Source organism: Winogradskyella sp. SYSU M77433, from assembly GCF_029911945.1.
In the GTDB taxonomy this organism is placed as follows: Bacteria; Bacteroidota; Bacteroidia; order Flavobacteriales; family Flavobacteriaceae; genus Winogradskyella.
On sequence record NZ_JARYTG010000001.1, the window covers coordinates 409,637 to 424,365 of the forward strand.

The 14,729-nt window shown below is 33.5% G+C and carries 13 protein-coding genes; 7 read left to right on the forward strand and 6 right to left on the reverse strand.

Translation table 11 applies throughout. The annotated features are described in order from the left end of the window. Window position 1 precedes the first annotated feature (1 nt). From QGM60_RS01780 to apaG, 3 genes are all read left to right on the forward strand, one after another. A complete protein-coding gene (locus QGM60_RS01780) occupies window positions 2-1,249 on the forward strand; it encodes a DUF5103 domain-containing protein (RefSeq protein ID WP_281138517.1) in 1,248 nt (415 codons plus the stop codon). Between the two features lie 72 nt (window positions 1,250-1,321). Continuing rightward, complete coding sequence (locus tag QGM60_RS01785) at window positions 1,322-2,698, forward strand: aminotransferase class V-fold PLP-dependent enzyme (RefSeq protein ID WP_281138518.1); 1,377 nt, start codon at window positions 1,322-1,324, stop codon at window positions 2,696-2,698. Window positions 2,699-2,759: 61 nt separating this feature from the next. Further along, window positions 2,760-3,146 (forward strand): Co2+/Mg2+ efflux protein ApaG, encoded by a 387-nt coding sequence (gene apaG, locus QGM60_RS01790; RefSeq protein ID WP_111682085.1) that lies wholly within the window; start codon window positions 2,760-2,762, stop codon window positions 3,144-3,146. On the opposite strand, the gene QGM60_RS01795 is transcribed toward apaG, so the two are convergent. Further along, on the reverse strand, window positions 3,143-4,150 hold the full coding sequence (locus QGM60_RS01795) for a DUF6695 family protein (protein WP_281138519.1): 1,008 nt from the start codon (window positions 4,148-4,150) through the stop codon (window positions 3,143-3,145). The genes apaG and QGM60_RS01795 overlap by 4 nt on opposite strands. 144 nt (window positions 4,151-4,294) lie before the next feature. Here QGM60_RS01795 and pruA point away from each other — a divergent pair, with 144 nt between their 5' ends. Both pruA and QGM60_RS01805 read left to right on the forward strand, forming a co-directional pair. Further along, window positions 4,295-5,920: an L-glutamate gamma-semialdehyde dehydrogenase gene (pruA, locus tag QGM60_RS01800; RefSeq protein ID WP_281138520.1), complete on the forward strand. Its 1,626-nt coding sequence runs from the start codon at window positions 4,295-4,297 to the stop codon at window positions 5,918-5,920. 143 nt (window positions 5,921-6,063) lie between these two features. Further along, the gene (locus QGM60_RS01805; RefSeq protein WP_281138521.1) at window positions 6,064-7,764 is read left to right on the forward strand and encodes a T9SS type A sorting domain-containing protein; all 1,701 of its coding nucleotides are present in this window, start codon (window positions 6,064-6,066) and stop codon (window positions 7,762-7,764) included. 64 nt (window positions 7,765-7,828) lie between these two features. Here QGM60_RS01805 and rsmG read toward each other — a convergent pair whose 3' ends face one another. Continuing rightward, window positions 7,829-8,455 (reverse strand): 16S rRNA (guanine(527)-N(7))-methyltransferase RsmG, encoded by a 627-nt coding sequence (rsmG, locus tag QGM60_RS01810; protein WP_281138522.1) that lies wholly within the window; start codon window positions 8,453-8,455, stop codon window positions 7,829-7,831. Window positions 8,456-8,601: 146 nt separating this feature from the next. Here rsmG and QGM60_RS01815 point away from each other — a divergent pair, with 146 nt between their 5' ends. Both QGM60_RS01815 and QGM60_RS01820 read left to right on the forward strand, forming a co-directional pair. After that, window positions 8,602-9,702, forward strand: coding sequence for an acyl-CoA desaturase (locus QGM60_RS01815; RefSeq protein ID WP_281138523.1), 1,101 nt, complete (start codon window positions 8,602-8,604; stop codon window positions 9,700-9,702). 21 nt (window positions 9,703-9,723) lie between these two features. Continuing rightward, on the forward strand, window positions 9,724-10,908 hold the full coding sequence (locus QGM60_RS01820; RefSeq protein ID WP_281138524.1) for a pyridoxal phosphate-dependent aminotransferase: 1,185 nt from the start codon (window positions 9,724-9,726) through the stop codon (window positions 10,906-10,908). A gap of 68 nt (window positions 10,909-10,976) precedes the next feature. On the opposite strand, the gene QGM60_RS01825 is transcribed toward QGM60_RS01820, so the two are convergent. The 4 genes from QGM60_RS01825 to trkA form a co-directional block, all read right to left on the reverse strand. Next, the gene (locus QGM60_RS01825) at window positions 10,977-11,258 is read right to left on the reverse strand and encodes a hypothetical protein (protein WP_281138525.1); all 282 of its coding nucleotides are present in this window, start codon (window positions 11,256-11,258) and stop codon (window positions 10,977-10,979) included. Between the two features lie 88 nt (window positions 11,259-11,346). Continuing rightward, window positions 11,347-11,595, reverse strand: a complete 249-nt coding sequence (locus tag QGM60_RS01830) for a hypothetical protein (protein WP_281138526.1) — start codon at window positions 11,593-11,595, stop codon at window positions 11,347-11,349. 160 nt (window positions 11,596-11,755) lie between these two features. After that, window positions 11,756-13,258, reverse strand: a complete 1,503-nt coding sequence (locus tag QGM60_RS01835) for a potassium transporter TrkG (RefSeq protein ID WP_281138527.1) — start codon at window positions 13,256-13,258, stop codon at window positions 11,756-11,758. Window positions 13,259-13,263: 5 nt separating this feature from the next. Then, window positions 13,264-14,613 carry a Trk system potassium transporter TrkA gene (gene trkA / locus QGM60_RS01840; RefSeq protein ID WP_281138528.1) on the reverse strand — a complete coding sequence of 450 codons (1,350 nt, stop codon included), beginning with the start codon at window positions 14,611-14,613 and terminating at the stop codon, window positions 13,264-13,266. Between the last annotated feature and the right edge of the window lie 116 nt (window positions 14,614-14,729).

Here is a 14,729-nt window from a genome sequence, read left to right on the forward strand (position 1 = left end):
TATGAAAAAAACACACAGTTTCGTTATTCTTTTTTTGACTTCATTAAGCCTTTTAGCTCAAGTAGAAGAAGTTAGTGCACCATATTTTATAAAAACCATCACTTTCAAAAGCAATACAACCCAAGGTCAATTACCTATTCTAAAACTTGGTGAACAATTAGTTTTAGAGTTTGATGCGCTTACTGGTTACGAAGAAGATTTTTACTACGTCATTGAACACTTCAATTTTGATTGGACACCGACAAATTTGGTAAAATCGGAATACATAAGAGGTTTAGACAACCAACGCATCAGAAATTACGAAAACTCATTTAACACATATCAAATCTACTCACACTACACTTTACAAATTCCAAATACTCAAACCCGAGCTATTTTAAAAAGTGGCAATTATATGATTTCAGTCTATGATGACTACGAAGAACTTATGTTTAGCAGAAAATTTATGGTCTATGAAGATTTAGTAAATGTAGGAGTTCAAGTAAAGCGCTCTAGAAATGTTAAAGAAATTGCTGAAAAGCAATCTGTAGATATGGTGATTTCAACCAGTAGTCTTAATTTCAATAACCCTTTGGAAAACATCAAAACATTGATAATTCAGAATAACAATCTAAACACATCTATCTCTGACTTAAAACCTCAATATACGCTAGGAAATGAGCTTATTTACAGATACAACAAAGAATCTGCTTTTTGGGGAGGTAATGAATATTTCTATTTTGAAAACAAGGATGTTAGAGCAGCTAATGTTGGAGTTCAATTTATAGATTTAAAAGACATTTACCACAGCTATTTGTTTACCAATGTATCTAGAAAAAATTTACCATACACTTACAATCCTGATATTAACGGTAATTTTCTGGTAACAGCCATCGACACCGAAAATGTTGATGTAGAAGCAGATTATACTATGGTACACTTTTCCTTAAAAAACGAAGAATTACTCGATAAGGACATTCATGTTTATGGTAATTTTAATGCTTTTGCAATTGAAGATTTAACCAAAATGCAGTACAACCCAGAAAGCGGTCGATATGAAACTATGTTGAGATTAAAGCAAGGATTTTACAACTACAAATATGTAGCTGTAGATAAAACAACCAAGGAGTTAGACGAAGGAGCTATTAGCGGAGATTTCTGGCAAACCGAAAACAATTATAAAGTATTGGTGTATTACAGAGATTTGGGAGCTCGCTTTGATCGACTTATTGGATTTGGCGAAGCAAATTCTGAAAACATAACAAACTAAACTTTATTAATTAGAAGTTCCTTACACTAGTATTTCTTTTTATCTTTCTATATCCTAAAAGTTAAAGACCCAATGGAAAATGATATTGCCCTATTTTCTGAATTATGCAATGAACTTTTTGAGCAGGAAAAAAAACAACCTGTTGCCAAACTCATTCCATCTTCAGAATTATATAAAAAATTAGACTTATCATTAAATGCGGAAGGACTAGTCGATGAGCAACTAAAAGAATCTCTCAGACAAATTATAAAGTACACACCTAAAACCGCCTCCAAATCCTTTTTCAATCAACTTTTTGGTGGTCGTTTAAACAAAGCAACATTAGGTGATTTACTTGCTGTAATGTTAAATAACAGTATGTATACCTACAAAGTCGCTGGCCCGCAAGTAGGTGTTGAAAAACAAATCATAAAAAATATTTGTCAACTAGCAGGCTACAATCCAGAAAGTGATGGAACATTTGCACCTGGCGGATCCATGACTAACATGATGGCTTTGATTATGGCCAGAGATTATAAAAACGAATCTGTTAGAGCCACAGGGATAACCAAACCTATGACGCTTTACACTTCGATTGAATCGCACTATTCGCTTTCTAAAAATGCTGCCATGACTGGTATTGGACGTAATCAGGTTCGGTTTGTCCATACAAATGAAAAAGGCCAAATGTCAGCGACACATTTAGAAGAACTCATTATAAGCGATATAAAAGAAGGCTACGAACCCTTTTTTGTTAATGCTACAGCAGGAACTACTGTACTTGGAGCATTCGATAATATTGAAGAGATTAGCAAGGTCTGTAAATCACATAACTTATGGCTACATGTAGATGGAGCGTATTGTGGAAGTGTTATTTTTAGTGAAAAATATAAGCATCTTGTTCGCGGCTTAGAACACTCAGATTCTTTTAGTGTTAATGCCCATAAAATGCTAGGCACACCTTTGAGTTGTTCTATAATTGTAACACAGCACAAAGAACAACTTCATCATTCCTTTTCTAATGAAGCAGATTACCTTTATCAAACTGATGGTGATGAATTCAACTTAGGAAAAACCTCTATTCAATGTGGAAGAAGAAATGATGCCCTGAAGTTTTGGACGCTATGGAAGTCCGTTGGTACAAATGGGTTAGAGAAGATTGTAGACAAACAGTTTAAAATGGCTGATATTGCTAGAAATTACATCAAAAACCACGAAGATTACACACTCTATAGTTTTGAAGAATCCATATCTGTTTGTTTCAATTATAAAAATATTCCAGCGAAAGAATTATGCACAGCACTTTATGAAAACTCTGAATTAATGGTTGGGTTTGGAAAGTTCAAAAATCAAGAGTTCGTCAGGATGGTTACCATCAATAGCTTGCTAGATGAAGCGTCAATTTTTTCGTTTTTTGAAACCTTAGAAGCATTTGCATCTCGTAAAATGTTAAAAATCACCACTACTTAACAGATTTTATGGTGCTTCATTCAAAAAATATGCTATTTTAGCATACAATTTTACAAGATTAATGGTACAACAAGTTACAAGCGGGATTAAAATTTCGGTAGAAACCAATTTTGAAGGCACATTTTATAAGAATTATAAAGTGCACTTTGCTTTTGGCTACAAAGTAACTATTGAAAACCAAAGTAAAGATTCCGTCCAATTAAACTCTAGACACTGGAAAATACTTGACGCCTTAAACAATGAAGAAATTATTGAAGGTGAAGGTGTTATTGGTAAAAAACCTGTTTTAAAACCTGGTGAATCTCATACTTATAATTCTGGCTGCTTACTAACGTCTCCTTTTGGAGCAATGCAAGGCCACTACAATATGGTTAACTTTACCAAAGCCAGCAAATTTAAGGTTTACATTCCTTCTTTTAAATTGAGCGCTCCATTTGCACTTAACTAATTATTATAGTTTTTCAAGAATTCAAACTTGTAGATTTTAGACTTTTGTTCTATTTGAAAGAACAGACAGTTTGAATAATGCACAAAATTGTATTCTGCATCTATATCAAAATTCGCTGAACAAATTTTATAAACTCCATCGCAATCAATATTTCCGTAAGGTGAAATACGTCTGAACCTATACTCAAACTCATGATTTAAACTGTAAAGCTCAAACCACGCTCCTGCCGCTATTCCACCAAGCCACTGCGCATGATGTTCTTTTTCGTCATTGTGTTTAGGCTTAATAGTTCCAACTACACTCGGACTATAATCTTTCAATGTATCTAAAAACAACCTCCTATTTTCTTTACTCACGGATGATTTAAATTCCTTTATCTCACCTTTTTCAGAAACAACATAAACATCATTTTCCGTATCAGCTATTACCACGTTTCCGATGGTACTAGGCGTAAACCATTTAGAACGTTTCAAATCTCTTTTTATCTTCGAATAGGTAATTGAAGCTATTAGTGTATCCGTCACAAACCTTGCACAATTACAAGCATCTTTTATAAAAGCAGCATACCTTATAAAACCTTCGGATTGCATTTTATTTATATGGTTCCGAGCCAAATTATAGTCTATTGTATCACAAACCGAAGCATATAAATTACCATCACCATGAGTTAATTTAGGATTAGCAGCTAGAAACTTTAGAATTTCGTCTAGATTCTCAATTCTATCGTTTTTAATCATAGCCTTCAAAGGAAAATTGAGCTCAAAATCGGTTTCTTTTCCTCTCACTCTACCATTAGGCGAAGGCGTGATGTAACGTCCAAAATCGTGATATTCTAAAACACCTGTAGACTTCTTAATAAGAACCAAAGCTGCATGACCTGCTCTTACGTGATTTTTATTCCCAATGAAAAAGAACCTGAGAAACTTAGAATACCATTCTTCTGCATGAGAAACAATAGTTTCTGGATAAGCCAGTGTTAAAATAAATGCATCATTTTTTACCATATTCAATTGACTAGAATTGAGAGGACAACTTACAAAAAATATAGTTTTATACGTCTCAGAAGTGTATTGATTGTAACCTATATTCTATTATAAATATTGTACCTTTACTGCTCTTAAATTTTAAACTTAAAAATAACGACAATTATGGGAAAAGGATTCTTTAATGTACCTGTTGCAGTTAACGAACCTGTTAAGTCATATGCTCCAGGTTCTCCAGAACGCGAAGCTGTAGCCGAAGCATACAAATCATTATTCAATAGTAAAGTTGAAGTGCCTCTATACATTAACGGAAAAGATATTAAAACTGGCAACACCAGAACTATGTCTCCACCTCACGACCATCAACATATTGTAGGCGAATACCATGTAGCTGAAAAGAAACATGTTGAAGACGCTATCTCTACTGCATTAGAAGCACGTAAAGCATGGTCTCAATTAACATGGGAACAACGTGCTGGTATTTTCTTAAAAGCTGCCGAATTAATTGCAGGTCCTTATAGAGCAAAGATTAACGCAGCAACTATGATTGCTCAATCTAAAACAATTCATCAAGCTGAAATTGACTCTGCTTGCGAATTGATAGACTTCCTAAGATTTAACGTTCAGTATATGACTGACATCTACATGGAACAACCAGAAAGTACAAGTGATGCTTGGAACCGTGTTGAATACAGACCTCTTGAAGGTTTCACATATGCCGTAACACCTTTCAACTTTACAGCTATTGCAGGAAACCTACCTGCTTGTATGGCATTAATGGGTAATGTTGTGGTTTGGAAACCAAGTGACAGCCAGATTTATTCTGCTAAAGTTATTATGGATGTATTTAAAGAAGCTGGTGTGCCTGACGGTGTTATTAATGTTGTTTTTGGTGACCCAGTTATGATTACCGATACCGTATTAGCTAGTCCAGATTTTTCAGGATTACATTTTACCGGTTCTACATTTGTATTTAAAGAATTATGGAAACAAATTGGTAATAATATCCATAACTACAAAACGTATCCGAGAATTGTTGGTGAAACCGGAGGTAAAGATTTCATTGTAGCACATAAAACAGCAAACCCAAAACAAGTAGCCACTGCTATAACTCGTGGCGCTTTTGAATTTCAAGGTCAGAAATGTAGTGCTGCTTCTAGAGCTTACATTCCTAAAGGTATTTGGAACGAGGTTAGGGATTTTGTTTTAGAAGACCTAAAATCTTTTAAAATGGGATCACCAGAAGATATGAGCAATTTTATTACTGCTGTAATACATGAAGGCTCATTCGATAAACTTGCTAAGTATATTGATGAAGCTAAATCTGCAAGTGATGCCGAAATTATTGCTGGTGGTGGTTATGATAAATCTAAAGGCTACTTTATAGAGCCAACAGTTATATTAACAACTAATCCAAAATATACAACAATGTGTACAGAGCTATTTGGCCCTGTAATTACTATATATGTTTATGAAGATGATGCATATTCTGAAACTTTAAAATTAGTAGACGAAACTAGCGAATATGCGCTAACTGGGGCCATATTAGCAACGGATAGATACGCTATTGATCAAGCAACAAAAGCGTTACAGAACTGTGCTGGTAACTTCTATATTAATGACAAACCAACTGGTGCTGTTGTAGGTCAACAACCATTTGGTGGAGCTAGAGCTTCAGGTACTAATGACAAAGCTGGTAGTGCTCAAAACTTATTACGCTGGGTATCTCCAAGATTAATAAAAGAAACTTTTGTAACTCCAACGGATTATAGATATCCTTTTTTAGGATAAGTTTCTAAACAACTAAAATTAAAACCCTTAAAGGATATTTTTCTTTTAAGGGTTTTTTATTGCGAATTGAAATTCATAAATGAAAAGTACAATCTGCATACATAATCTTTGTACCTTTAAGCTGTTAATCAAAATGTTCCAACATGAAAAAAAGCTACTTTACACTTTTATTTTTATTACCCTCACTAATTTTCTCTCAGGTTTCAATCACTTCAGGAATAACTCCAGATTTATCTTTATATGGAGAATCTACTAACTATCCTGGTGAAGGTGAGTATCAAATATTCTTAAGTTCAGATAACATTTTAGATAAACCAATCATTTTAGTTGATGGTTTTGATCCAGGCGACACTAGAGATATAACTGGAATTTATGATCTTTTGGATTTTGAAGGCACTTCAGGAACCGAAAATTTAGCAGACCTGCTTCGCGTGGAAGGTTTTGATATTGTAATCTTAAACTTCCCAACCTACGTAAGAACTGCTGATGGCGCCACTATTGATGGTGGAGCTGACTTTATTGAACGCAATGCAATGGTTTTGGTTGAATTAATTGATACTATAAATACTGCTAAAGCTAGCAATAGCCCTGAACAAAATGTAATTATCGGCCCAAGTATGGGTGGCATTATTACCAGATATGCTCTAAATTATATGGAAAATCAGACTTTAGATGCAGATACCAGATTGTATATCTCTTTTGATTCTCCTCATCATGGTGCGAATGTTCCTATTGGCTTACAACACCAATTGAATTTTTTAGCTAATAACGCATTAAGTCCTGTTACTGAATTGCAGCCTTTGATTAACGGTTTTTTAAAGTCTTCTGCAGCAAGACAGTTATTAGTCGATCATCTTGAAGCTCATTTATCTGGTGTTGATGCTTATACTTTTGATCCAGCATTAACGTTACCAGAACCTCATCCATTCAGAAGTATATTAGAAAATGACATTAACAGTTTAACAGCTTCAGGCTTTCCAGAGAATGTTAGAAATGTAGCTATTGTAAATGGTAGTGGTATTGGGAGTGCTTATCTAGCAAAAGACAACATTACTCCCGTGACAAATGGATTTGTAATTGCTGACACTACTATACCTGTAAGTTCTCCTATTGGTACTATTAATGTAGATATTGAATTAAATATGACACCAAGCGCAGGAACTCCACAACAAGTCAGTCGTTTCTTTGCTCCGCTTATTCCGCCTGTAGTACCAAATTTGGAATCTACAGCTGATTCTGGAACAACAAATTTTGACGGTGTAGATAGTGCGCCTGGTGGGTTATTCGGTTTATCTGCTCTAACTGGTGATCCTGGCACTGGTAGTGATATTGCAACAGATTTTATAAATGCCTTACAAATAGATAAGTTTAGCTTTATACCTACTGTAAGTGCTTTAGCTTTAGAAATCACCAATGAAGCAAGTGGAGACAATATTGATTGGCATCACAGTATCAATTTAGCAAGTAGAGGCACAACAGATTTAACTCCTTTTGACAATACTTTTTTACCTGATGATAACGAGTACCATCTACAACTAACTGAAAATAATGTTGCTTTTGCTCTATCAGAAATTCTAACTCCTCCTTTAAATATCTCTGAAATCAATAATCACAATTTTAGATTGGAAAAAACTGTAATTGAAAATAACCTAGTTTTGATCTCTGATGATTATACAGATGCTAACATTACTGTTATAGACATTACAGGAAATATTGTTTTCAGCAAAACAATAGCATTAGAAAATCGTACTGATATCAATATAAACGTTGGAAAAGGAATGTATATCATCAATTTAACTAGCGCTGATAATTCAGTATTTACCTCTAAGTTTTTTGTGAATTAAATTCAACTTTCATTGAACCTGAATATAAATAAGTTGATATTCAGGTTCAATGATAAGTTTATATCTATTTATATTTCAAAGGCAAATAAATTACCTTTTTTGTTTCGAAGAAATCTTCTTCAAAATAATCTGAAAGCAAATAGGCCTTTACATTTGTATATTGCTGTAATTCTTCTGTTAAATCTCCTCCTTTAAGATAAAGGATTCCATTTTTGAATTCGTTTTGTTGCTTTTTAGCAATTTTTCCTTTTACCCATTTTGTAAATTCTGGCATTGCTGTCACTGCTCTACTTACTATAAAATCATAAGTTTCATCAAGGGCTTCTACTCTACTGTGAGTAGTTTTTACATTATCTAGACCAATAGATTCTGCTACAGCATTAATTACTTTTAGCTTTTTATTGATACTATCTACCAAATGAAATTTACAATTAGGAAACATAATAGCCAATGGCACACCAGGGAAACCACCACCTGTACCAACATCTAAAATAGAAGAACCATCTGTAAACCTCATCACCTTTGCAATACCCAAAGAGTGTAACACATGTCTTAAATAAAGTTCGTCAATATCCTTTCTTGAAACAACATTGATCTTAGAGTTCCAATCTTTATACAAATCTTCCAACATTTTAAATTGATTGATTTGTGTATCTGTTAAATCAGGAAAATATTTTAGAACTAATTCCATGGTTTATACTTTTTGGCAAAAGTACTTAATTTTAATGTGGATAATTTAATACGCATTAATAATGCTGCATTTTAATTATTAACTATCTTTGAAGCCCATATAATGTATTTTAATCCCTTACGTTATATTATTAAATACAAAGACTAATGGCACAACAAACATTATCATTCTCTAGAGTTGATTCTGCAAAATTCTTTAGAACCCTTAACAAAAGAGTTAACAACTATTTCAAAGAGAATAACATTAAAAGAACAGGAAATTGGCAACTTTGGGTAAAAACAGTAGTGATGTTTGCCCTATTTTTAACGCCTTATTTTTTACTATTAACATTAGATATTCCCACTTGGGCTCAACTATTACTTACAATAGTAATGGGTATTGGAATGGCTGGAGTTGGAATGAACGTCATGCACGACGGTAATCATGGTTCTTTCTCAAATAAAGAATGGGTAAACCGATTAATGGGAAGTAGCATTTATATTTTAGCTGGTAATGTATACAACTGGCAAGTACAACACAATGTACTTCACCATACTTATACAAACATACACGGTCATGATGAAGATTTAGAAGCTGGTAGAATTTTAAGATTCTCTCAACATGCTGAGTGGCACAAACACCACAGATTTCAACATTATTATTCTATTTTACTATACGGTTTATTAACTATAAACTGGGCAATTACAACAGACTGGCAACAAATGAAGCGTTACATGAAACGTAAATTGTCTTATGGAAAATTACCTAATCCTGTTGTAAACTGGAGCAAATTGGTAATCTCTAAATTAATCTATGTTTCAATGTGGATTGTATTACCAATTTTGTTAACTGACTTAGCATGGTACAAAGTACTTATTGGTTTCTTCATTATGCATTATGTAGCAGGCTTAATATTGAGTGTTGTTTTTCAATTAGCGCATGTTATGGATGAAGCAGAAATGCCAATGCCAGAAAAAGATGGTACCATGAAAAACACTTGGGCTATTCACCAATTAAAAACCACAGTAAACTTCGGAGCTAAAAACTGGCTAATCAACTGGTATACAGGTGGATTAAATCACCAAGTAGAGCATCATATTTTTCCTAATATCAGTCATATTCACTATGGAAAAATAGCTAAGATTGTAAAAGACACTGCAAAAGAATTCAATTTACCATACAAAGAATACGAAACCACCAGAAAAGCAATTGCTGCGCACTTTAGATTTTTAAAAGAAATGGGAATGCAACCAGCAATGCAAGCATAATTTCTATTACTAAATTATAACATGAATCAACTATCAGATAGAATTAATAATCTATCAACTTCAGCCACCCTTGCTATGGCAGCGAAAGCTAGAGAGCTTAGAGCCGAGGGAAAAGATATTATTGGACTTAGCTTAGGAGAGCCAGACTTTGACACTCCCGATTTTATCAAAGAAGCTGCTATTGAAGCTATAAACCAAAACTATAACAGCTATACACCTGTTGATGGTTATGTAGAGCTTAAAGAAGCTATTATTACAAAATTCAAAAGAGATAATAATCTTTCATACACATTACCTCAGATAGTGGTTTCTACTGGTGCTAAACAGGCATTATACAACATTGCTTCTGTTATGCTAAATGAAGGTGATGAAGTTATTTTACCTTGTCCTTATTGGGTAAGCTACAGCGACATTGTTAAACTAAATGACGGTGTACCTGTTGAAGTAAAAACATCTATTGATAATGATTTCAAAATGACAGCCGAACAATTAGAAGCTGCCATTACCCCAAAAACCAAAATGATTTGGTACAGTTCTCCTTGTAATCCTAGTGGATCTGTTTATAGCGAAGATGAATTAAGAGCTTTAGCTGATGTACTTCAGAAACATCCTAACATTTATGTGGTTTCTGATGAAATTTATGAGCACATCAATTTTGTTGGTGGTCACTTTAGTATGGCTCAGTTTGAAGATATGTACGACAGAACTATTACGGTGAATGGTGTATCTAAAGCATTTGCCATGACAGGTTGGAGAATTGGTTACATTGGTGCACCAGATTGGATTGCTAGAGCTTGTAATAAAATACAAGGCCAAGTTACCAGTGGAGCCAATTGTATTGCCCAACGTGCTGTTATTACAGCATTAGAAGCACCTGCTTCTAGCGTAAAATATATGGTTGATAAGTTTAAAGAACGCAGAAAATTAATACTTGATCTTCTTGGTGAAATTGATGGTTTTAAAACCAATGAACCAGAAGGAGCTTTTTATGTATTCCCTAATGTTTCGGCTTTCTTTGGAAAAACCATAAAAGGAAAAACGATAAATAATGCTTCTGATATGTCTTTGTTCTTACTAGAAGAAGCTCATGTAGCTACCGTTACAGGAGAAGCTTTTGGAAATCCTGATTGTATCCGTATTTCTTATGCAGCTTCAGAAGATAATATTAAAGAAGCTATAAAACGTATTAAAGAAGTTTTGAGCTAAGTATTCTTTCAATACTAAAAAAACTAAAAAGCTATAATGATATTATTTCATTATAGCTTTTTTTATAATTAATAGGTTAATAGTTGAACAAATCCATCTGCAGAAAATAAGAATACCCATAACAGCATTAAAAAAATAATAGCTGTAACTAGTATTACTTTAAACATTCTTATCTTTTGTTCTTCTACAAGTCTTTTCCTAATACTTTTAAGCTGCTTAACTGTAGCTTTAGGTAAATTATATTCGGTTGTTTTCCCTTCTTTATAACCACCAAGTGTGTACTTAAACTTTTCTCTTTGAGAAAGTTGATTTCTGTTAAAGTTTATAACCTGCATTGAATTTGATGACATAGCAAAAGAACTTAAAAGGTGAAAGGTCTAAACTAAAAGACACTTTAAAAAAAGTGTCAGTTAAAAGGTCTTGTATATAACTATTCTTTTAAAATAGTGCTATAAGAATTGTAGCAAAAACTGACAGTTTTAATAGTGCTGCTACGTGATCTACTTTATTAAATTGTGAAGACTTAATTCGCTGTCTAATTCCGAAAACGGACTTTGCTGTAGACTTACTAAAGTTGTGCTTCACAACAGATTTGTAATTAGAGTTTAATAATCCTCTTGATGAGTTTTGAGACACCTCAATGGGTTCTGGTACAAATTCTAATTCTTGATTTAATACTAATTCCATGATTGATTATTTTAATTGGTTACACAGATATGACGCATAACTACAAAAAATGTTACACACTGAACTACAGCGCTTAACAAAAAATATAATCAAAAACCAATGAAATATCAGTAAAAATATAGGCTAGCTGTAAATTTATTTTTTTGAAAAAAAATTAAATTTATCTGTTACGCCAGAAAAAAGGCGTCAACAAAATAAGTACTGTAAACAATTCTAAACGCCCAATAAGCATTAAAAATGATGCCCACCATTGACCTAAAGGCGGTAATGCAGCATAATTATTTACTGGCCCAAATTGTCCCAATGCTGGACCTACATTTCCTAAACTTGAGGCCGAGAGCCCTATAGCAGATTCAAAATCCATTTGGAACATAGAGAATACCAACGCACCAACAATAAAAGATAACATATATAGTATAAAGAAACCTAGAACGTTAAATACAATGTCTTTAGAAATAGACTTCATATTATATCGTACAGGTACTATAGCATTAGGATGTAATGATCTTTTAAATTCCAAAAAGCCATTTTTTATCAAAATCAAATGTCGCACTACTTTTACACCTCCAGATGTACTTCCTGCTGAGCCACCTAAAAACATTAAGCCAAAAAAGAAAACCGTTAAAAATGGTGTCCACAATGTATAATCAGCAGACACAAAGCCTGTTGTTGTAATTACTGTTAATACCTGAAATAGAGCATGTCTAAATGCACTTTCAAATTCTCCTAAAACCATGGGGTGTTCTATAGATGAGATAGAAACATCCGCCCTAAAATAAATCAGTAAGGCAGCAATAACCGTAAAAATTGCTATAAACTTAAAGTAGAGTTTAAACTCTTCATCTTTAATAATTTTGGCTACTTTCCCTTTGAACAAATAATAGCTTAGAACAAAATTTGTTCCTGCCAAAAACATAAAGAATATTATAATGTACTGTATTGCTGGATTATCATTCCAATACGCTACGCTTGCATTTTTTGTAGAAAAACCACCAGTTGACAATGTACTTAATGCATGATTGATAGCGTCGAAAAAGGACATACCTGCTACTTGTAAAAGAATAGTTTCCGCAGCTGTGTAGCCTACATATATTAGCCATAAACGCTTTGCTGTATCTGTAATTCTAGGATGTAATTTATCACCACTTGGCCCAGGAGCTTCAGCAGCAAATAACTGCATTCCACCTACTCCCAGTAACGGTAAAATAGCAATTGCTAATACGATAATTCCCATACCGCCAATCCAGTGTGTTGTACTTCTCCAAAACAATACACCTTTTGGAATAATCTCAATATCATTGAGAATACTAGCTCCTGTGGTTGTATAACCAGACATCGTTTCAAAAAAGGCACCTGTAAAAGTTGGTATAGATTCGGTTACCAAATAGGGTAAAGTTCCTGAAAGCGACATAACAATCCACCCAAAAGCTACCACCATATAACCTTCACGCTTGTTCATCTCCTTTCTATGGTTTCTTGTACCTATCATTACAAACGAACCAATTAAAAGTGTCGCTAATCCTGCTAAAAATAAATTGAGGGTAACTCCATCATCATAGATAAGACTAATCAATGTCGCTATAAGCATAAAACCACCATTGAACAACAGAAGTAGTCCAAAAAAATGAAAAATGATTTTATAATTGAGTTTTATTCTAGACATAATATCTATGCAAAAAAGGCTTCTACTTCAGAAATAGAACGTGGTAAACAACACACTACAACACGATCTCCAGCCTCAATCTTAAAGCTACCTAATGGAATTATACCTTCCCCATCCCTAATAACACCACCAAAAATAGCAGACCTCGGAAAATTAAGATCTTTTACAACCTTATTAGTGATTTTAGAATTTGGTTTTACAACAAATTCAAGAAGTTCAGCATTCATATTGGTAAGCTTAGTCATAGCAACTACCTCACCTTTTCTGATGTATCTAAAAATATTGTTCGCTGCTAAGAGCTTTTTGTTAATCAAGGTGTCAATGCCTATAGATTGAGATAATTGATAATAATCCATATTCTCTACTAAAGCAATGGTTTTCTTTACTCCTTTAGATTTTGCAAGGAGACAAGACATAATATTGGTTTCCGAATTTCCGGTTACAGAAATAAAAGCATCCATATCCGAAATATTTTCTTCATCAAGAATGTCTACATTTCTACCATCTCCACAAATAACAAGTGCATTAGGTAATTCTTCAGCTAAATCTTCGGCGGTATCTCTTTTGCTTTCTACAAGTTTTACATTAAACTTACTAGCACAAAGATCTTTAGCTGTTTTATGACCTATTTGGCTACCTCCTAAAATCATTACGTTTCTAATATCTACTTTCACTTTTCCTGAAAGTCTGAATAGCTCTTCATCACCACCTTCAGAAGTGATAAAAACAACCTTATCACCTTCTTTAAAAATGGTATCACCTCTTGGTATTATAGTATATTGCGTTGCATAACGCTGAATTGCAATAGGTATAAAATGTAATTCAGAATATAATTCAGCAGCTTCTTTCACTGTTTTATCAACAAAACTCGCGGTTCTTGACAAACGCAATCCAAGCATCGTTAAAGCTCCTCCTTCAAACTCATAAGTGTCATTAAAACCGTACTGATTTAATAATAATTCAATCTCAGATGCAGCCAAGGCTTCCGGTGAAATCAATTCATCTATTCCGAACTTAGAAAACCCAACCTCTTCTTTATTTTCAATAAACTCGGTATTAGAAATACGAGCAATGGTACGTTTGGCACCTAATTGTTTAGCCAATACACTGGCTGTAATATTAGTTGTTTCAGAAGATGTTACAGCTATAAAGAGCTCTGCACTGTCAATTCTCCCTTCTTTTAAAATGGCTATTGACGTTGCATCTCCTTTTATGGTTTTAATATCTAAATGCTCACCTGCATAAGTCAGACTTCCTTTATTGGTATCAATAAGTGTTATCTCCTGTGATTCGTAGGATAATAATTTTGCTAAATGAAATCCAACTTCTCCCGCACCAGCTATAATTATTTTCATTGTTAATTATTAAAAAGATAGACAAATATACTAAGAAGTTGTAACTGTAGCTAAACTCTTAACTGTTTTCATTTTGTTTGAACTATTATAAGTCAATTTGTTTTGAAAACAATAAA

Bases quoted from the DNA above. Each gene is read 5' to 3' on its own strand.
- QGM60_RS01780 (WP_281138517.1), top strand. From the start codon at position 2: ATGAAAAAAACACACAGTTTCGTTATTCTTTTTTTGACTTCATTAAGC.
- QGM60_RS01785 (WP_281138518.1), top strand. From the start codon at position 1,322: ATGGAAAATGATATTGCCCTATTTTCTGAATTATGCAATGAACTTTTT.
- apaG (WP_111682085.1), top strand. From the start codon at position 2,760: ATGGTACAACAAGTTACAAGCGGGATTAAAATTTCGGTAGAAACCAAT.
- QGM60_RS01795 (WP_281138519.1), bottom strand. From the start codon at position 4,150: ATGGTAAAAAATGATGCATTTATTTTAACACTGGCTTATCCAGAAACT.
- pruA (WP_281138520.1), top strand. From the start codon at position 4,295: ATGGGAAAAGGATTCTTTAATGTACCTGTTGCAGTTAACGAACCTGTT.
- QGM60_RS01805 (WP_281138521.1), top strand. From the start codon at position 6,064: ATGAAAAAAAGCTACTTTACACTTTTATTTTTATTACCCTCACTAATT.
- rsmG (WP_281138522.1), bottom strand. From the start codon at position 8,455: ATGGAATTAGTTCTAAAATATTTTCCTGATTTAACAGATACACAAATC.
- QGM60_RS01815 (WP_281138523.1), top strand. From the start codon at position 8,602: ATGGCACAACAAACATTATCATTCTCTAGAGTTGATTCTGCAAAATTC.
- QGM60_RS01820 (WP_281138524.1), top strand. From the start codon at position 9,724: ATGAATCAACTATCAGATAGAATTAATAATCTATCAACTTCAGCCACC.
- QGM60_RS01825 (WP_281138525.1), bottom strand. From the start codon at position 11,258: ATGTCATCAAATTCAATGCAGGTTATAAACTTTAACAGAAATCAACTT.
- QGM60_RS01830 (WP_281138526.1), bottom strand. From the start codon at position 11,595: ATGGAATTAGTATTAAATCAAGAATTAGAATTTGTACCAGAACCCATT.
- QGM60_RS01835 (WP_281138527.1), bottom strand. From the start codon at position 13,258: ATGTCTAGAATAAAACTCAATTATAAAATCATTTTTCATTTTTTTGGA.
- trkA (WP_281138528.1), bottom strand. From the start codon at position 14,613: ATGAAAATAATTATAGCTGGTGCGGGAGAAGTTGGATTTCATTTAGCA.